Genomic DNA, 18,438 nt, shown 5'->3' on the forward strand with positions numbered 1-18,438 from the left:
CCATGAATAAAACCGGCTCTCAAGCCTTTGTGAACCAGCTCCTGATCTACACGCTGGTGACGATCTGCCTCAGCGGATCGGTCGGCCTCGCGTCCGTCTGGATGCAGCAGCAGATCGCCACCGCGAGTAACAGCATCAAACAGCTCGAAACGCGCACCGCCGAGATCGAGCGCCGCCGTGGCGAGCTCAACGTCGAGATCGCTTCTGAACAGTCTCCCACAAAGCTGGAGCAGCGCAACAAGGCCTGGGCGCTCGGACTGGTGCAGCCCACCGAACAGCAGATCGAGCGTATCAGCGAATCGCCGGAGCACCGCCTCCAGCGCAAACGCAACGACGAGCGATTCGCCGGCGAATCCCTCTCTTTTTTCCCCGTGCGCTACGTCGCAGGAGGCTCTCGCTGAAAGCTATGTCTAAGGGCTTCGCGTCCAACTACCGGATCGTGCTGCTCGCCACCTGCGTGCTGCTGATGTTCGGCGGCGTGGCCACCCGGCTGGTTTGTTTGCACGTGATTGATCGCGATAAACTGGTGCGCCACATCGAGCAGGCTCGCCGGCAGATCCAGGTCGAAAATGCCGTGCGCGGTGACATCATCGACCGGCGCGGAAACCCTCTCGCCATCAGCCGTACCATGATCGAGCTGGCGGTGGACCCGCAGGTTTTACGCGCTCAGGACGAAGCCAAATGGCCTGAGCTGGCACGGTTGATCGGGATGCCGCTCAACCAGCTAAAGGACATTTTTAACACCAAGGTCAGCGTTGCCGATCCCGCCGATCCCGAGTCGCGCGACCGCGTGATTCAATGGGCAAAGTTGCGCGACGAAATCCCCGAGAGTCTTTACGACCAGATCAACGCCCTCGGCATCAAAGGCGTTTATGGCACGCGCGGCTACAGCCGCACGTATCCACAAAACCGGCTCGCTGCCCACATCGTCGGCTACGTGAACAAGGAAAACATCCCCGCGACCGGCATCGAACGCTACGCCGACTTTTATCTGCAAGGGCAGAATGGATGGCGCGAATCCGAGAAGGACGGCCGTCAGCGCGAGATGGCTCAGTTTCGCAGCCGCGATGTTCCCGCGACCAATGGCTACAGCGTGATGCTCTCGATCGATTCCGCCGTGCAAAGCTGGGTTGAAGAAGAGCTCGATACGATCGTCCGTGATTTCAATCCGGATAACGCCGTGATCATCGTCAGCGACGCCACAACGGGTTCGCTTCTCGCGATGGGCAACTATCCCACGTTCAACCTGAACGAGTACAATAAAGCGCCGATGGAGGCGCAGAAAAATTTCGCCATCTCCAGCCAGATCGACCCCGGCTCCACCTTCAAAATTGTCGCCGCTTCTGGCGCGCTCAACGAAGGGCTGGTCACACCCGGCACGCGCTTCGATTGCAGCCAGGCGGTGGTGGAGTACATGGGTAAACCCCGCCGATTGATCGACGACGACCACCCCTCCAGCCATCCGATGGCGGTCAGCGAAATCATCAGCCAGTCCAGCAATCGCGGCGCTGCGTTGCTGGCGATGCGCCTCGGTGACCGGAAATTCTACGACTACGCACGCGCCTTTGGTTTCGGAGAAAAAACCGGCTTCCCGCTCGTCGGTGAAATCAGCGGTGTTCTCCACGATCCGAAAAAATGGAGCGGCAGCGACATCACGCGCATTCCGGCCGGTTACTCCATCAGCGCCACACCGCTGCAGATTCACTACGGCATGGGCGTGATCGCCAGCGGCGGCCTGTTGTTTCGTCCGCAGCTGATCAGTGAAGTACGCGCGCCCTCGGGCGAGACCATCCATCGGTTCGGCTCCAAAGTGGAGCGCCGAGTCATTTCGGAGAAAACTGCACAGGAAGTAGCGCTTATGTTGCGCGGCGTCCTCACCGAGGGAACGGGCAAAGGCGCGGAGATTCCTGGTTATCAGATCGCGGGTAAAACCGGCACCGCACGCAAACTGATCGACGGTCGGTATTCCGATAATAACCACGTTGGTTCGTTCACAGGCTTTTTCCCCGCGAGCGCACCACGCGTCGTCATCACAGTCATTGTGGACAACGGTCGTCCCAAAAAAGGCGACGCATACGGATCGGTTGTCGCAGTGCCGAGCTTCAAACGCCTCGCCGGAAAACTCATCCCTTACCTCGACATCAAACCCGTGGAGCCCATCGCCGACCGCGCGCTGGTCGCCACAAAAGGAGGCCGCCCATGATCGGCTATCTCACCCAGGACTACTCTCTCATCAGCGCCTTTCGCTCGCAGCCGGTTGGCCGCACGCGAAAGAAGGCTACCGTTGAACAACGCGTTTTCAAAATGGCTCCGAAACTGTCCGACTACTTTGGCGACGGCGAAATCCTCGCCAGCAAAGGCACCCTCGACCGCCCCATCTCCGGTCTGGTGATGGACAGCCGCCGCGTCGTGCCGGGCACCTTGTTTTTCGCGCTTCCCGGTCTGCGCACGGATGGCTCGGGCTATATCGATGAAGCCATCGCGCGCGGTGCGGTTGCGATCGTTACGGAGAAGCTGCCACCGGTCGTCCCGGCCCGGGTTACGTTCATCCAGGTCGCCGATCCGCGCGCCTCGCTCGCGCGCGTGGCGCAGCGTTATTACCGGTTTCCCGACCGCGACATGGCAGTCGTCGGCGTCACCGGCACCAACGGCAAGACCACCGTCTCGCATCTCATCAAACATCTGCTCAACGGCGATCAACGCGTCGGCCTCATCGGCACGATCAACTACGATCTCGGTGCGCGCACGGTCCCGTCTTTCAAGACCACGCCGGAGTCGCTGGATATTTTCGGGATGCTCGCCCAGATGCGCGATAACGGCTGCCGCCAGGCCGTGATGGAAGTAAGCTCGCACGGCATCGATCAGCAGCGCGTGCTCGGCCTGCAATTCAGCGCCGCCGTCTTCACCAACCTGACGCGCGACCACCTCGATTACCACAAGACGCTCGATGCGTACTTCGATGTGAAGACCAAGCTTTTCACTGGCGGCACCGGCTCCGAGCCGAAGCTCGCGATCATCAACGTCGATGACGCGCACGGTGAGCAACTCGTCGGCCGCGTACCGGCGAATGTGCGCACGGTTACCTTCGGTGAAAATCCCAATGCTCAGGTCCGCGCTGAGAACGTCTCGCTCAATTTCAAGAACACCACCTTCACCCTCGTCTGGCCCGGCGGCTCGCTCCAGATCGATAGCCCGCTGATCGGTCGGTACAATGTGAGTAACCTCCTCGCCGCCGTCGCCACCGCCTGGGCGCTCGGCCGTGATCCGCTCGTGATTATGTCGCGCCTGAAGTCATTCAAAGGCGTCGCCGGCCGCATGGAGCGCATCGAGGAAGGTCAGGCTTTCAATGTGCTCGTGGACTACGCCCACACCGACGACGCGCTCCGCAACGCTCTCGGCATGTTGCGCGCGATCACGCCCGGCCGCCTGCTCGTCGTCTTCGGATGCGGCGGAAACCGCGACCGCGCCAAGCGCCCGATGATGATGCACGCCGTTCAGGAAGTCGCCGATTTCACCTTCGCGACGGCCGATAATCCGCGCGGCGAAACGCTCACGCAGATCTTCGCCGACATGAAGGAAGGCGTCACCGCTCCCGAAAAAATCACGTGGATCGATGACCGCCGCCGCGCCATCAGCCTCGCGCTCGACATCGCCAAGCCCGGCGACTGCCTGCTCATCGCGGGCAAGGGCCACGAATCGTATCAAGAGTTTGCCGACACCGTCATACCCTTCGACGACCGCCAGATCGTCCGTGAGTTGATCGGCATCAAAACGCTCAAGCCCGGAGCCCAGAGCTGACGCTTTCTACCCCGCCATGCCGTCATTCGCACCCGCCTATCTCGCCACCTGGACTGGAGGTCAGTGGACCTCGAAGCCTGCGCTGCCGCTTGCCGGTTTCACGCAGGACACGCGGCAGCTCCGCGCGGGCCAGGTGTTCGTGGCGCTGCGCACCGACAAGCGTGACGGGCATGATTTTCTAGCCACTGCGATGGCGGCCGGTGCGAGTGCGGCGCTCGTGAGCCGGCCCGACTCCTCGCTCGCATTGCCTCAGCTGGTGGTGGCCGATCCGCTGCGCGCCTTTCAAGTGATCGCGCGCGAACACCGCCGCGCGTTTCGCGGAGCGGTGGTTGGTGTCACGGGTAGTTGTGGAAAAACCTCCACCAAAAATCTTCTCGCGCGTTTGCTCGGCGGCGAACCGCTCGTTCTCGCGACGGAGGGAAATCTTAATAACCACCTCGGCGTGCCGCTCACGCTCACGCGACTGGAGCAGGGCGGCCATGAATCCGCCGTGATCGAAGCGGGAATCAGCGCGCCAGGCGAAATGGATGTGCTCGCGGGCATGATCGAACCGGACTACGGCATCGTGACGCTCGTCGCACCTGCGCATACAGAAGAGCTCGGCGGCCTGCCCGGAGTGGCTCGCGAAAAAGCGGTGCTCCTTCAACACGTGCGGCCAGGCGGCTTGAGCGTGTTTCCCAAACAGTGCTGGGACTTCCACGCGTTTCAGGATTTGCCGCAGCAGTGCATCGTACTCGTGCCCGAGGGCGAATCGTCCAACGCGCCACGCACCGTGAAGCTGGGCGTCCGCGTGTCGCCCACCAGCACGGAAATCACTCTCGGCGGACGCCGTCGTTTCGACTTTCGCCGGGTCAGCCGTGGCATGGCGGAAAATGCCGGCCTCGCGATCATTCTCGCCTCGGAACTCGGGGTCACCGACGACTCGATCCAGCGTGCTCTGGATGACTGGCAGCCTGCAAAATGGCGCGGCGAATTTCGCCACGATGGCCAGCGGTTGCTGTATCTGGATTTCTACAACGCCAATCCCGCATCGATGATCGATGCGCTCGATTCCTTCGCGTCCATCGTCCCCGCCGACGAGCCGCGTCTCTACGTGCTCGGCTGCATGGAGGAGCTCGGCATCGAGTCGGCGAGTTATCATCGCGAGCTGGGCAACCGTCTCCGTCTGCGTCCGCAGGATCGCGCGTTCGTCATCGGCGGGCACGCGGTGGATGTGGTCGCGGGCGTGGCCGACTCGGGCTTTTCCACAGAAAACATCGAGATCGTACACACGCTCGCTCCAGTTGCCGCTCAGATCGCGGCATTTCGCGGCGCTATTTTCATGAAGGGCAGCCGTCGCTACGAACTCGAGAAGGCGCTTCCCTCCGAGTCGGGTGACTCGCACGGCTCCGGCCATGGCAGCACGTCAAGTGGCGGCTCTTCCGCTGGTGGTTCGAGCGGCTCTGGCGGCGCGGGTCCGTCGGCGGGCACGCGCTCCGCGTTCAGCATGGTTTCCACCGCCATGCCGCTCAGCTGGCAATTTCCCCGCGCCACAGCGGCGCGTGTATCGGTACGCCCCGGCGCGTTTCCGTTTATCTGATTTTTGCGATGCTCAGCTATCTCGCCGATTACGAAGAATACTTTGGTCCGCTGCGTGTGCTGCGGTACCAGACGCTGCGCGTCCTGCTTGCGGCGGGCACGGCGACGATGATCGGTTTCATCCTTGGCCCCTGGCTCATCCACCGGCTCAAGGTCCTAAAATTTGGCCAGCACTATGACGACGATCGCACCGGCGAACTCGCGCAGAAGTTCGATAAAAAGAACACGCCCACGATGGGCGGCCTGCTCATCTTCGGCTCCGTTTTCCTGAGCACGTTTCTCTGGGCGCGCCCCAATGTCTGGATTATCGTCGCGATGTTCGTGTACGCCGCCCTGACCGCGGTCGGCTACCGCGATGACTACCTCAAGGTGGTACATAAAAACCGCGACGGCATCTCCTCGCGCGAGAAGATGATGTGGCAGACGTTGATCACGGTCGTCGCACTCATGGTGCTCCTCTGGCATCCGATGAGCAGCGTGAAAATTCGCGAGCTCTGGGTGCCGTTCTTGAAAGATCCTGTGTGGATTTTCGCGGGCGGCTTCGGCGTCGTCGCTCTCTTCGTGCTGATCTTTTTCTGGATCGTCGGTTTCAGCAACGCGATCAACCTCACCGACGGTCTCGACGGTCTCGCCGTCGGTTGCACGATCACCGTCGCGCTCGTGTACGGCATCATGGCGTACGCGGCGGGCAACTTCCTCATTTCCGACTACCTGCTCATCAGCCACGTCCCCGGCACCGGCGAACTCGCGATCGTGTGCGGCGCTCTCGTCGGCGCGGGCCTCGCGTTTCTCTGGTACAACTCGCACCCGGCCGAAGTCTTCATGGGCGACACCGGTTCGCTCGCGCTCGGCGGCTTGATCGGCGTGATCGCGTTCATGGTGCAGCAGCCGTTCACGCTCGTGATCGTCGGCGGCGTGTTTGTTGCCGAGGCGGTTTCGGTGATCATCCAGGTCGGCTATTTCAAATACACCAAACGCAAGCTGGGGGAGGGGAAACGCTTCTTCCGCATGGCGCCGATCCATCACCATTTCCAAAAACTCGGCTGGCCCGAAACCAAGGTCGTCGCCCGCTTCTGGGTTATCTCGCTCATCTGCGCGCTCGCCGGACTCGGCACGTTGAAACTGCGCTAAACAATTTTCACCGCCACGCTTCTTCACTTCGCGATGCCTTTCCTCGTCCCAGATTTCATCAAGCCCCTCCTCGCTGAGCCTGTCGCCGTTTTCGGCGGCGGTGTCAGCGGCCAGGCGGTGCTCGATCTTCTGAAACGCCTTGGCGCGACGGGCATTCTCTTCGACGAGAAACAACCCGGCGCACGCGGCACGTTCACCGCCGCCGAAGCCGCCGTGCATCGCCTGGTCGTGTTCAGTCCGGGATTCCGCGTGGATCATCCCTGGCTCGAAACCGCGCTCAAGGCCGGCTCGACCTGTCTCGGTGAAACCGATTTCGCCGCGCTCTTCTGGCGTGGCACCGTGCTCGCGATCACCGGCACCAACGGCAAAACCACGCTCACCGAGTTTCTCACGCACGCTCTCCGCAGCATGAAGCGCGATGCGCGTGCCACCGGCAATGTCGGCTTCCCGTTTTCCGCGCTCGTCGCCGAGACCGAGGGTGGTGTGTTCGACGACGTAGCGGTCTGCGAAGTCAGTTCGTTTCAGTCCGAGACCTTCGTTCATTTCCGCGCCGACGCCGCGCTCTGGACCAACTTCGCTGAGGATCATCTCGAACGGCATGCCGGGATGCGCGCGTACTTCGAAGCGAAGTGGCGGCTCTTCGATCGCACCGTCGGCGGTGTGATGTTTGCCGGTTCGTCCGTGCAACACTACGCCGCTCAGTACGACCGCGTGCTGCCGCCCGAGACCTGCGTCGCCACCGCCGACCAGCCCGCCGATGTGCTCCTGCGCGGCACCGTGTTTGAGTTTTATCCCCAGCGCGAAAATTTCCTCCTCGCCGCCGCCTGGTGGCATCGCGCCGGATTGCCTGAGACCGCGCTCTACGCGGCCGCGCAGAGTTTTCAGCTCGGCCGTCACCGCCTCACGCGCGTCGCCGAGCACGAAGGCGTTACTTACTGGAACGACTCGAAAGCCACCAACTTCCACGCCGTCGAAGGCGCGCTCGCGAGCTTCCCCGTCCCGGTCTTCCTGATCGCCGGCGGTAAATCCAAGGGCGGCGACCTCGGCTCCTTCGTCCGCCGCATCGCTCCGCGCGTAAAACACGTTTACCTCATCGGCGAAACCAAGGGCACCCTCGCCGGTGCCTGCATCGCCCATGATGTGCCACACACGCTCTGCGCCACTCTCGCCTACGCCGTGCAACTCGCTTCCGAAACGGCGGTCAGCGGCGATCACGTGCTGCTCAGCCCCGGCTTCGCCAGCTTCGACATGTTTCGCAACTACGAGCAACGTGGAGAACAGTTCGAGCAGTTTGTGAATAACTTGGGGGCAACCGCCGTTTCTCCCTGAAAACCATCCGTATTTAATCCATCCGCCGCTTATGAAAATCCTCAAAATTTTCGGCATCGTTGTCGCCGTACACGCCGCCGCATTCATGTTCGTCTTCGCCATTCCTGGCTGCCGTTCTACCACCCGCCGCGCACCGTCTCCCTCGGAAACGGCCAGCTCAAACGACGAGGGTAAAGTCTATTACCCGGGCATGACCGGCTACTCGACCACCACACCGCCGAGCGCAGACACTTCGTCTCCAGTGAGTAACGCCGATCTCAATCCGGCCCTCTCGTCCGCTCCACTCGATTTCGGCACTTCGCCCGTGTCGGCTCCCGAAGCCAGCGCCGTGCGTTTCAACCCCACGCGCCCCAACACCGCCACGGCCTCCGCGCTGCAAACTGCACCCGTCACCGACGTGCAGCAGGTAACCACTTACACCATCGCACCTCGCGACAGCTTGTGGACCGTCGCTCGTAAACACGGCATCACCACCGCCGAACTCGCGGCGGCGAATAACCTCAAGACCGACGCCATTCTGCCTGTCGGAAAGAAGCTCGTCATCCCCACCAAAGCTCCAGCACCCACCTCAGCCGACGGCTCCGGCATCGGCGGCGATACGATGACCTATACCGTAAAATCCGGTGATAGCCTCGGCGCGATCGCCCGCCGTTCCGGCACCACGGTCGGCGCCATCAAGACGCTCAACAAACTCAAAGCCGACACCCTCACCGTCGGCCAGAAACTCACGCTCCCCGCCAGCTCCGACACCGCCGCCGCTCTCGCCGCCACGCCCGCAGCCAGCCCCGTCGGCAAGCCCAGCGCCAACGACATCGAGCACGTCGTTCAACCCAACGAAAGCCTCGGCGCCATCGCCCGTCGCTACGGCGTTACCCAGCGCGCCATCGGCGCCGCCAATCACATCGCCGACCCGGGTAAGATCCGCGTCGGCCAGAAATTGATCATCCCCGGCGCCTCGCGCAGCGCGGTGACTCCATCGCCCGCGCAGCCCGCTCCGCAGCCCGCCGTCGAAGCGCCCGCGTACCAGGCTCCCGCTCCCGCCACGCCGGCTTCCCCCGTGAGCTCGCCCGACTCCAGCCCGATCTCCGCTCCGGCCGACCAGCCCCCCGTGGTCCCCGTCGAAGGCGCTTCGCCGATCTCCTCGAGCCCTTGAGCTGACCTCGCTTCGCGCCACGTATCGAGAACATGAGCACCGCCACCGCCACGACCGCTTCGCCTCTGCCCGGCACCGCGCGCGGACACTTCACGCTCAGCCCTGCGGCGGTGATCGTGACCTGCGCGGTGGCGCTCACGTTTCTCGGACTCACGATCCTCTTCAGCGCCAGCGCCTCCTTCAAACAGGGCCCGTTCTATTACCTCAACAAGCAGCTCCTTGGCGTCGCGATGGCCGGCGCCCTCGCCTGGATCGTCACCCGCCTCGATCTGGAGCACATGCGCCGCTACGTCTGGATCGTCGGCATCGCGGCGGTGGTCGCCCTCGTGGCGGTCATCATTCCCGGCCTCGGAATTTCCGTTAAAGGCAGCAGCCGCTGGCTTGGCTTCGGCCCCGTGCGCCTGCAGGTCTCCGAACTGGCGAAACTCGCGATGGTCTTCTGCCTCGCGCACTACCTCGCCGTTAACCAGACGAAGATCGGCGATCTGAAACGCGGCTACTTTATCCCGCTCGCCATGATCGGCGGCTTCGCGGGCCTCATCATCCTCGAACCCGATTTCGGGACCGCTGCGCTCACGCTGTGCATCGGCCTCGTGCTCCTGTTCCTCGCCGGGGCGCGCTGGCGCTACATTTTACCCACGGTCGGCCTCGCCGTCGCGGCCTTCAGCGTACTCGTCATTCACAACCCAAACCGCCTGCGCCGCTTCGTCGCCTTCCTCGACGTTGAGGGCAACAAGCAGTCTGGCACGTATCAACTTTATCAATCGCTCGCCGCCTTCGCGGTCGGCGGTGTGGACGGCGCCGGTCTCGGGCAAGGCCGGCAGCAACTCAACTTCCTGCCCGAGGCCCACACCGATTTCATCTTCGCCGTTGTCGGCGAAGAACTCGGCATGATCTTCACTCTCGGTGTCGTCGGCCTCTTCATGGCGATCTTCGTCGCCGGGCTGGTTCATCTGCGCCGCGCGCCCAACATGTTTCAGTTCCTGCTCGTGACCGGCTGCATCCTGCTGATGACACTCCAGGCGATCATCAACCTCGGCGTCGTCACCGGCATCTTCCCCACCAAAGGCATGTCGCTCCCCTTCATCAGCGCCGGCCTCTCCAATCTCCTGCTGATGGGCCTGCTCATCGGCGTCATCGTCAACACGCAGCGCTCGTGGCCGCGCTCCACGCTCTCACGCAAGCGCCGCGCCATGCAGGAGGTGACGGGGACGTGAGCGGCAAACGCTTCCTCATCGCCTGCGGCGGCACAGGTGGACACCTCTCGCCGGGCATCGCCCTCGCCGAGGGCCTCGTCGCCTGCGGACACCGCGTCACGCTGCTCATCAGTCACAAGAAAGTGGATGCGCGGCTCGTCGAAAAATACCCGCACTTCACCTTCCTGCGCATCCCCGGCGCGCCGTTCTCCTGGAAGCCCGTCGGACTCGCCCGCTTCCTCTGGCAGCAACTCAAAGGCCTGGCCTTCGGTCTCATCCTCGTCCGCCGCGAACGTCCGCACGCGGTCGTCGGCTTCGGCGGTTTCACCACCGCGAGCATCATCCTTGCAGGCTTTCTTCATCGCGTACCGGTCGCCTTGCACGAGGCCAACCACGTCCCCGGCCGGGCCATCCGCCGCCTGAGCAAACTCGCCCGCCGCGTGTATCTGCCGCCTGGAGTCGCCCTCCCCGGACTCAAAGAAGGCAAACTCCTCTCCCTCGGCCTGCCCGTGCGCCGCGAGATCGTGCGCGAAGCTGCGGCATCCGCGCGCACCGCGCTCGACCTCGATCCGAAGCAACCCGTCCTCGTCATTCTCGGCGGCAGTCAGGGCGCGACCGCGCTCAACGACTGGGCCCGCGCCAACGCCGCCGCCTTCGCCGCCGATGGCGTGCAGACTTACTGCGTCACCGGCCTCGGCAAAAACCAGGGCGAAGTCACCGAGTATCTGCGCCGCGACGGCGGCACCGCCAAAGTCATTTTCTCTCCCTTCTGCGATCGCATGGGCACATTGATGTCCGCCGCCGATCTTGTCGTCTCGCGCGCCGGCGCGGGTACGCTCGCCGAACTCGCCCGCTGCGGCACGCCATCCGTGTTGATCCCGTTCCCGCATGCGGCCGATAATCATCAAGAAGCCAACGCGCGTTACTTTATGGAGCAGGGCGGCGGGATCACCCTCGCGCAGTCGTGCATGGACGAACTCGCCCCCGCCGTGCGCGAACTCATCGCCAACGAAACCGAGCTCCGCAAATTCCGCGACGCGCTCCAACGCCTCGACCAAGCCAACGCCCTCGGCGTCATGATCGCCGACATCGAGCAACTCACCGGCGGCACTTCCGCCGCGCCAAAAACAGCTTCGTCCTCCGCACCGCTCCACGCCTCCGCCGGAGGTAGCACCTCATGAGAACCCCGCCGCTTCCCACGCTGTTCTCCCGCGAGGTGAAATCCATCCACTGCGTTGGCGTCGCCGGCATGGGCGTGGGCCCGCTCGCGATCTACCTCGCGCAGCTCGGCTTCACCATCAGTGGCGAAGACGATGCGATGATCGAGACGATGCGTGTTCATCTCGAACGCGCGGGCGTTGTGCTCACCGTCGCTGGCGGCGTGCCCGCGAACTGCGATCTCGTCGTCTGCTCATCGGCGATTTCACCCGCGCATCCAGCATCCGTTGCCGCTGTCTCCCGCAAACTCCCCATTGTCCGTCGCGGCGAACTCCTCGCCGAAGTCGTTCGTGATAAAAAACTCGTCGCCATCTGTGGCTCTCACGGAAAAACCACGACGACCGCGATGCTCATCACCGCGCTGCGCCGTGCGAATTTTCCCGCCGGTTACGTGCTCGGCGGACTCTTCAACGACGACGCCGTTTCGCCCGCCCGCGCCGGCTCCAACGACTGGATCGTCGCCGAGATCGACGAGAGCGACGGCACCATCGATCGCTTCTCACCCACGCTCACCGTCACGGTGAATCTCGACTGGGATCATCCCGATTACTACCGCCAGCAGGCCGACCTCGAGGCGACCTTTGCCGAGCTGTTCGAGCGCACGCAACAAGCCGTGCTCGTGAGCGATGCCTGCGCGCTCTCGGCGCGCGTCGCGTCACAACAACGCGGCACAGCGCCCGTCCACACCTTTGGTCGCACCGGCGATTATCGCGGACAGAGCGAAAGCGAGACCGACGAAAAACAGACGCTCGCGCTCAACCATCTTTTCCCGAAATCGCACGCTGCCGTGCGTGCGCTCGGAGAATTTAACGCCGCCAACGCCACCGCCGCGCTGGCCGCCGCGCATCTCATGGGGGCGCCACTTTCGCCCGCCATGCTTGCTGACTACCCGGGAGTGCGGCGCCGCCAGTCGGTGCTGCACTCCGCGGACGGCCTCACGGTCATCGAGGATTACGCACATCACCCGTCCGAAATTCGCGCGCTCCTCACGAGCCTGCGCCGCCGCCTCACGAAAACCGGCCGCCTTATCGCGGTGTTTCAACCGCATCGCTACAGCCGCACCGCGCAGTTCAAATCCGAGTTCGCCGCCGCGCTCGCACTCGCAGATCGCGTCCACCTGCTCGATGTCTATGCGGCGGGCGAGGCGCTCATCTCCGGTGGCACGACCGCCGATCTCTACGCCGACCTGCGCAAAAACGCCCCCTCGCTTCCCGCCGTCTATTATCCCGGTGAAGCCGCTGCGTTGCTCAATCGCCTCGCGCGCGAAGTCACTGCGGGCGATCTCATCGCGTTCGTCGGCGCGGGCGACATCGACCAACGCGCCCGCGAGTGGGTCGCCCTCATGATCGAAAAACAAAAAGCCGCCGCTGGTTGGGACGAGTTGGTCGCCACGCTCCGCTCGAAAGTTTCCCCCGCGACTAAAGTGAAACGCGAAGAGTCGCTCGCCGAGAAAACCACCATGCGCGTCGGTGGCGCCGCCCGTATTTATATCGAGCCCGCCTCCGCCGACGATCTCCGCCAAATCCTCCTCGAAGCGCGTTCCCGCTCGGTGGCGATCCACATCCTCGGCCGCGGCTCCAATCTCCTGATACCCGACAGCGGAGTCGAGGGCGTGGTCATTTCCTTCAATCACGCGAACTGGCAGCTCTTCGAGCCGCGGCCCGATGGGCGCGTCTGGGTCGCCGCCGGACTGCGTTTGAAAAATCTCTGCGGTCTCGCGACCAAAGCCGGTCTCGTCGGCTTCGAATTTCTCGAAGGCATTCCCGGCAATGTCGGCGGAGCGCTTCGCATGAATGCCGGCGCGATGGGCGGCTGGATGTTCGATGTCGTCGAGGAAGTCCGCCTCATGACTTACACGGGCGAAGAACGCGTCATGAAGAAGTCCGAGATGCACGTGGACTACCGCCACTGCGCTGAACTCCACGACGCGATTGCCCTCGGTGCGCTTCTAAAACCCGCCGCGCAATCCGCCGCCGACGACATCGCCCGGCAGATCGATACCTACCGCGACAAACGTCAGAAATCCCAACCGCGCGAACCGAGCGCGGGCTGCATTTTCAAGAATCCCCCCGGCACTTCCGCCGGAAAACTCATCGATGAATCCGGCCTCAAGGGCGAGCGGGTGGGGGACGCCGAGGTCTCGCCCGTCCACGCCAACTTCATCGTGAACCGCGGCCACGCGACCAGCGCCGACGTGATCGAACTCGTCCGCCGCGTCCGCGCACGCGTTGAACAAGCCAAAGGCGTGAAGCTCGAACCCGAAGTGCTGCTCTACGGTCAGGAGTGGAAGGACGTTTTATGAAAACGAGTGAACCTATCATCGCCGTCTTCGCCGGAGGCACCTCCCCCGAGCGCGAAGTCTCGCTCGGCTCAGGCGCGGCGTGCGCCACCGCCCTGGCTCGGAGTTTTCCGACCCAGCTTTTCCAGATCGACGACGAGTCATTGCCCACCGGCCTAGATCCGGTCCGCCATGTGGTTTTCTCCACGCTCCACGGTACCTTTGGTGAAGACGGCGCGATGCAGCGACTCCTCGATGCCGCCGGCGTGACTTACGCCGGTTGCGACGCGCTCAGCAGCGCGCTGACGATGGATAAAACCCTCACGAAACAAGCCGCCGCCGCCCGTGGTGTGAAAGGTGCCAGGGCGATCGTGTTCGCCGCGTCTCAGAAACCCTCGCCCGATCAAGTCACCGCCGAGCTCGGGACCGAAGTCGTCCTCAAGCCAAACGATCAGGGCAGCAGCGTTGGTCTCCGGATGATCCTTACGCGCGCCGAGCTGATCGACGGTCTTGCCTCCGCCACCTCCGGAAACTGGCTCATCGAGCAGCGCATCGTCGGCCGCGAGCTTTCCGTCGGCGTGATCGGCGGACGCGCGATGGGCATCGTCGAGATCCGGCCGAAGTCCGGGATCTACGACTACACGAGTAAGTACACCAAAGGTCTCACGGAGTATTTCGCGCCCGCGCCGCTCGACGAAAATACCACCCGTGAGGTGCAGCTCGCGGCCGAGGCGGCGTTCGCCGCGTGCGGCTGCCGCGACTACGCGCGCGTTGACTTCATACTTTCTGAGCGCGACGGCCTGTTTTTACTGGAAATAAACACGCTGCCCGGCATGAAAGAAACCAGCCTGCTGCCGATGAGCGCACGTTGCGCCGGTTTGGATTTTTCGGCCTTGGTAAGAGAACTCGTCACACCCGCATTGGGGCGTTTTCGCGCAGCCGGGCATTTGCTGAACGCATGAACGCGCCCGCGCACATCTCTCCCCCCGCCCGCAGCTGGCGCGACATCCACCAGGATATCGCGTCACGCTCGATGTCGGGCGAGGGACGCAAGCGCCTGGCCTTCGCCACGCTCAAGACCATCGGCATCATCGCCATCGTCTGTACGTCACTTTGGGGCGGATACGAACTCTTCCTGCTCTGGCAGCACGACCCGGTGACGCTCAAAGCTCCGGTGAAAAACTCGCCCGTGCGCGAAATCGTCCTGCAAAGCGACGGTCCCCTCGATCACGCGTGGGTCTCCCGCACGCTAGATCTGCCTACGGGCATCGATCTGATGGAGCTCGATCTCTACGCGCTCCGCGAACGCCTGCTCGCTCATCCGCAGGTCCGCACCGCCGTGCTCGCGCGCAAGTTTCCCGACAAGCTCGCCGTCGTCCTCGAAGAACGCATGCCCGTCGCCCGCGTGCGCGTTCCCGCGACGGATGGTTCGCTCGGTGATTACCTGGTTTCCCGTGACGGTTTTGTTTTCCCCGGCATCAATTTCGCCGCCGACCGCACCGAGCTGCTGCCTTACTTGGACGGCTTGAAACTGAAGCGCTCAGGCAAAGGCTTCGCACCCGTCGAAGGCATGGAGACGGTGAGCGATCTCCTCAGTACCGCCCGCGCCAACGCCTTCGATCTCTATGCGCGCTGGCGCATCGTCTCGCTCGCGCGTCTCTCCGTCGATGGTGTGCTCGTGGTGAAGTCCGCTGACATTCCCGAGATCACCTTTGGCACGCGCGATGACTTTCTGAAACAGCTCGCGCAGCTCGATCTCATCATTGACCGCACGCGCACCGAGCCTGACGGCCGCAAACTCGCTTCGGTCAATCTCGCCGTCGGTCTTTCCGCCAACGGCATCCTCGTCCCGGTCGTGTACGCGCAGCCCGATCCTGTTCCCGGCGCTCAGCCTGCCTCCACAACTCCGGCCGCTGTCAGCAATGGTCGCCCGTCCCAATTTACTCCCGCGCTTCAGACTCCGCGCAACAACACGCGCCCGACGCGCTCCGCGCCCCAACGTCCTTCCGCATTCTTCCAATCGCAGCCTACTTCTCCGCTCTAACGTGACCGCAAAAACCCGCTACATCGGTGCCGTCGAAATCGGCACATCCAAAGTCACCGTCCTCGTCGGCGAGCTCTCCAACGGCCGCTCTCTTTCCATCATCGGCTACGGCGAATGCCAGTCGCGCGGCGTCATCAAAGGTGCCGTCGTCGATTTCCGCGCCGCCAGCGACGCGACCCACAGCGCCCTTCTCTCCGCCGAGCAAAGCGCCGGCGTGCGCATCGACGAAGTCTTCCTCGCGCAGACCGGCGGCCACCTCGAAGGCTTCTACAACGAAGCCTCCGTCAGTGTTTCCGCTGCCAACAACATGGTCAGCCCGATGGACATCGATACGGTGTGCCGTCTCGCGAAGTCCAAGAATCTCCCTGAAGGCCGCATGGTGGTTCACAACATCCGCCGCCCGTTTCACCTGGATGGTCGCCTCGTGCCCGATCCCGAGCACCTCGTCGGCCAGCGCCTCGATGTCGGTTACTGGACCGTTCACGGCCAGGAAAACAAGATCGCCGACAACATCCACGTGATCCGCGGCTTCAACGTTCCCGTCGCCGAGCTCATCCTCGCGAGCCTCGCCTCCGGCACCATGGTCACCTCCGCCGAAGACCGCCAAAACGGCGTGCTCGTCATCGACATCGGCGCGGGCACCACGGACTTCGTTCTCTACCGCGACGGCTGCGCCTATCTCACCGGCGTGATTCCCGTCGGCGGCAGTCACATCACCAACGACCTCAGCCTCGGCCTGCGCCTCACCGAAGGTCAGGCGGAAAAACTCAAACACCGCTTCGGTCGCGCCACGATCGCCACCAAAGACAAAGCCGAAAAAGTCTGGCTCAACGGCGACTTCGCCATCGGCGACCGCCAGTTCCCCAAGCAAGCCATCGAGCAAATCGGCTCGGTCCGCATCTGGGAGATTTTCGAAGTCGTTAAGAAAAAACTCGGCCCCGCATTCACCACCGACCGCGTCGCCGCAGGCGTCGTCGTCACCGGAGGCACCGCAAAACTTCCCGGCATCGCCGAAGCCGCCGCCAAAGTCTTCGACGCCACCGCGCGCGTCGGCGAACTCCCCGGCTACATCAACGAAAACCTCCGCGACCCCGGCTACGCCACCGGCCTCGGCCTCCTCTACTTCGGCCTCAACTCCAAAGCCGAGGCAGCCCAGCCCGTGCGCCGCCGCAGTGGCGGATTCTTCAGCAAACTCTTCGCCAGCGTCTGAGCCTCACCCCGATGACTCCCAACGAACTTCCTTTGACCACCGAGATCCTCACCGACCGCAACATCGCGATCAAACTCGTGGGCGTCGGCGGCGCGGGCTCGAATGCCGTGGACCGCTTGAAAATGGAAAATCTGGAGCGCCTCCAGATGGCCGTGATCAACACCGACCATCAGGCGCTCTCGACCTCTCCGGTTCAGGACAAAATTCTTATCGGCACCGGCGTCACGCGCGGACTCGGCGCGGGCGGCGACCCCGAGCTAGGCCGTGAAGCCGCCGAAGCCGACCGCGAAAAAATCTCCGCTGTCGTCAAAGACTGCGACCTTATCTTCCTCATCGCCGGCATGGGCGGCGGCACCGGCTCCGGCGCCGCCCCGATCGTCGCCGAGATCGCCTCCGAAACCGGTGCGCTCGTCATCGCATTCGCCACGATGCCCTTCAGCTTCGAAGGCGGTCGCCGCATCAAACAGGCCGAAGACGGGCTCAACGCCCTCCGCAAAGTTTGCGACGCCGTCATCCCGCTGCCCAACGACATGCTTCTTCAGGAAGCCGCCGAAGGCGAAACCGCCCTCGACTCCTTTGCCCGCGCCGACGCCTGGATAGGCCGCGGCGTGCGCTCGATTTGGTCGATGCTTTTCCGCACCGGCCTCATCAACCTCGACTTTGCCACACTCCGCCAGGTCTTCCATCAACGCGGCGGCAAAACCCTCTTCGGTCTCGCCAATGGCTCCGGCGAAAACGCCGTCACCGATGCGATCGAGAACCTGAAACTCTGCCCGCTCCTGCACACACCGGAGTTCTCCCGCAAGGCCGACCGCTTGCTGGTTAACATCGTCGGCGGCACCGATCTCACGCTACCCAAGGTGAACGAAATCATGACCGCCGTGACCGACCAATTCGGCCGCGACTCGCACGTCATCATGGGCGCGGTGATCGACGAAAGCCTCCAAAACCAGGTCGAGATCTGCGTCCTCGGCACCACCGACCTCGGCACCCGCGGCGTCTCTCCTCGCCGCACCACGCCCGCCGTCCGCGCCCGCCAGACAACGTCGCCACTTCCTGTCGCCCCCGGATCCACCTCGCCCGAAACCGCCACCGCCCCAGCCGTTGTCGCCTCGGCATCCCCATTCTCCGCAACGGCCAAAACTAGCAGCGCCCCCTCCCGCACTGCCGCCCCAGCCATGGCCGAACTCCCGCTCAACTTGCACGGCGCAAAACCGGCACAGGACGAGTTTCTTTTCGGCGAGATCGAGCGCCGCGGGTTCTTCGACAAGACGGATCGCAACCTCTTCGAAGGCCAGGATTTGGACGTGCCCACGTACCTCCGCAAAGGCATCAAGATCGCCTTCTGATCCGTTCCGATTCCGGCGCTTTTGGCCCCGCTAAACCCAAGGGGCATCCCCCGAATTAGTATGGGTAACATTACCTATCGTTAAGGGTTTGCCTGATAGGATTCCTCGGCGACTTGCAATAAAGTGGCGATGCAGCTCCGGAACCCCGGGCTCC

Annotated in this window: 14 protein-coding genes; all 14 read left to right on the forward strand. The window is 63.4% G+C overall.

Annotation, left to right across the window (positions count from 1 at the left end):
- Positions 1-2 precede the first annotated feature (2 nt).
- The 14 genes from CMV30_RS12365 to ftsZ all read left to right on the forward strand — a co-directional run bounded on the left by CMV30_RS12365 (position 3) and on the right by ftsZ (position 18,284).
- Positions 3-401 (forward strand): hypothetical protein, encoded by a 399-nt coding sequence (locus tag CMV30_RS12365; protein WP_096056317.1) that lies wholly within the window; start codon positions 3-5, stop codon positions 399-401.
- Positions 402-406: 5 nt separating this feature from the next.
- A complete protein-coding gene (locus CMV30_RS12370; RefSeq protein ID WP_096056318.1) occupies positions 407-2,203 on the forward strand; it encodes a peptidoglycan D,D-transpeptidase FtsI family protein in 1,797 nt (598 codons plus the stop codon).
- Between the two features lie 101 nt (positions 2,204-2,304).
- Positions 2,305-3,798: a UDP-N-acetylmuramoyl-L-alanyl-D-glutamate--2,6-diaminopimelate ligase gene (locus tag CMV30_RS12375; protein ID WP_245844168.1), complete on the forward strand. Its 1,494-nt coding sequence runs from the start codon at positions 2,305-2,307 to the stop codon at positions 3,796-3,798.
- A 16-nt stretch (positions 3,799-3,814) separates the two neighbouring features.
- Entirely contained in the window at positions 3,815-5,377 is a 1,563-nt protein-coding gene (locus tag CMV30_RS12380) for a UDP-N-acetylmuramoyl-tripeptide--D-alanyl-D-alanine ligase (RefSeq protein WP_096056320.1), read from the forward strand.
- Between the two features lie 8 nt (positions 5,378-5,385).
- Positions 5,386-6,507, forward strand: coding sequence for a phospho-N-acetylmuramoyl-pentapeptide-transferase (mraY, locus tag CMV30_RS12385; protein ID WP_096056321.1), 1,122 nt, complete (start codon positions 5,386-5,388; stop codon positions 6,505-6,507).
- A gap of 33 nt (positions 6,508-6,540) precedes the next feature.
- Positions 6,541-7,836, forward strand: a complete 1,296-nt coding sequence (gene murD, locus CMV30_RS12390; RefSeq protein WP_096056322.1) for a UDP-N-acetylmuramoyl-L-alanine--D-glutamate ligase — start codon at positions 6,541-6,543, stop codon at positions 7,834-7,836.
- A 31-nt stretch (positions 7,837-7,867) separates the two neighbouring features.
- Positions 7,868-8,989: a LysM peptidoglycan-binding domain-containing protein gene (locus tag CMV30_RS12395; RefSeq protein ID WP_096056323.1), complete on the forward strand. Its 1,122-nt coding sequence runs from the start codon at positions 7,868-7,870 to the stop codon at positions 8,987-8,989.
- Between the two features lie 32 nt (positions 8,990-9,021).
- Positions 9,022-10,206: an FtsW/RodA/SpoVE family cell cycle protein gene (locus tag CMV30_RS12400; RefSeq protein ID WP_096056324.1), complete on the forward strand. Its 1,185-nt coding sequence runs from the start codon at positions 9,022-9,024 to the stop codon at positions 10,204-10,206.
- Positions 10,146-11,366 carry a UDP-N-acetylglucosamine--N-acetylmuramyl-(pentapeptide) pyrophosphoryl-undecaprenol N-acetylglucosamine transferase gene (locus CMV30_RS12405; protein ID WP_096056325.1) on the forward strand — a complete coding sequence of 407 codons (1,221 nt, stop codon included), beginning with the start codon at positions 10,146-10,148 and terminating at the stop codon, positions 11,364-11,366. Before CMV30_RS12400 ends, CMV30_RS12405 begins: the two co-directional genes overlap by 61 nt.
- On the forward strand, positions 11,363-13,705 hold the full coding sequence (gene murB / locus CMV30_RS12410; protein WP_096056326.1) for a UDP-N-acetylmuramate dehydrogenase: 2,343 nt from the start codon (positions 11,363-11,365) through the stop codon (positions 13,703-13,705). Before CMV30_RS12405 ends, murB begins: the two co-directional genes overlap by 4 nt.
- Positions 13,702-14,643 carry a D-alanine--D-alanine ligase family protein gene (locus CMV30_RS12415; RefSeq protein WP_096056327.1) on the forward strand — a complete coding sequence of 314 codons (942 nt, stop codon included), beginning with the start codon at positions 13,702-13,704 and terminating at the stop codon, positions 14,641-14,643. The genes murB and CMV30_RS12415 overlap by 4 nt, the downstream gene beginning before the upstream one ends.
- The gene (locus tag CMV30_RS20475; protein WP_096056328.1) at positions 14,640-15,725 is read left to right on the forward strand and encodes a cell division protein FtsQ/DivIB; all 1,086 of its coding nucleotides are present in this window, start codon (positions 14,640-14,642) and stop codon (positions 15,723-15,725) included. The genes CMV30_RS12415 and CMV30_RS20475 overlap by 4 nt, the downstream gene beginning before the upstream one ends.
- Before the next feature lies 1 nt (position 15,726).
- Positions 15,727-16,935, forward strand: a complete 1,209-nt coding sequence (gene ftsA, locus CMV30_RS12425) for a cell division protein FtsA (RefSeq protein ID WP_245844171.1) — start codon at positions 15,727-15,729, stop codon at positions 16,933-16,935.
- 11 nt (positions 16,936-16,946) lie between these two features.
- On the forward strand, positions 16,947-18,284 hold the full coding sequence (gene ftsZ / locus CMV30_RS12430) for a cell division protein FtsZ (protein WP_096056330.1): 1,338 nt from the start codon (positions 16,947-16,949) through the stop codon (positions 18,282-18,284).
- Positions 18,285-18,438: the final 154 nt, after the last annotated feature.

Origin of the sequence: Nibricoccus aquaticus (assembly GCF_002310495.1) — a bacterium.
GTDB lineage: Bacteria > Verrucomicrobiota > Verrucomicrobiia > Opitutales > Opitutaceae > Nibricoccus > Nibricoccus aquaticus.

Coding starts and splice junctions, on each gene's coding strand:
- murD (WP_096056322.1), top strand. CDS start 6,541: ATGCCTTTCCTCGTCCCAGATTTCATCAAGCCCCTCCTCGCTGAGCCT.
- CMV30_RS12370 (WP_096056318.1), top strand. CDS start 407: ATGTCTAAGGGCTTCGCGTCCAACTACCGGATCGTGCTGCTCGCCACC.
- CMV30_RS12375 (WP_245844168.1), top strand. CDS start 2,305: ATGGCTCCGAAACTGTCCGACTACTTTGGCGACGGCGAAATCCTCGCC.
- CMV30_RS12400 (WP_096056324.1), top strand. CDS start 9,022: ATGAGCACCGCCACCGCCACGACCGCTTCGCCTCTGCCCGGCACCGCG.
- ftsZ (WP_096056330.1), top strand. CDS start 16,947: ATGACTCCCAACGAACTTCCTTTGACCACCGAGATCCTCACCGACCGC.
- CMV30_RS12380 (WP_096056320.1), top strand. CDS start 3,815: ATGCCGTCATTCGCACCCGCCTATCTCGCCACCTGGACTGGAGGTCAG.
- CMV30_RS12415 (WP_096056327.1), top strand. CDS start 13,702: ATGAAAACGAGTGAACCTATCATCGCCGTCTTCGCCGGAGGCACCTCC.
- murB (WP_096056326.1), top strand. CDS start 11,363: ATGAGAACCCCGCCGCTTCCCACGCTGTTCTCCCGCGAGGTGAAATCC.
- CMV30_RS12395 (WP_096056323.1), top strand. CDS start 7,868: ATGAAAATCCTCAAAATTTTCGGCATCGTTGTCGCCGTACACGCCGCC.
- mraY (WP_096056321.1), top strand. CDS start 5,386: ATGCTCAGCTATCTCGCCGATTACGAAGAATACTTTGGTCCGCTGCGT.
- CMV30_RS12365 (WP_096056317.1), top strand. CDS start 3: ATGAATAAAACCGGCTCTCAAGCCTTTGTGAACCAGCTCCTGATCTAC.
- CMV30_RS20475 (WP_096056328.1), top strand. CDS start 14,640: ATGAACGCGCCCGCGCACATCTCTCCCCCCGCCCGCAGCTGGCGCGAC.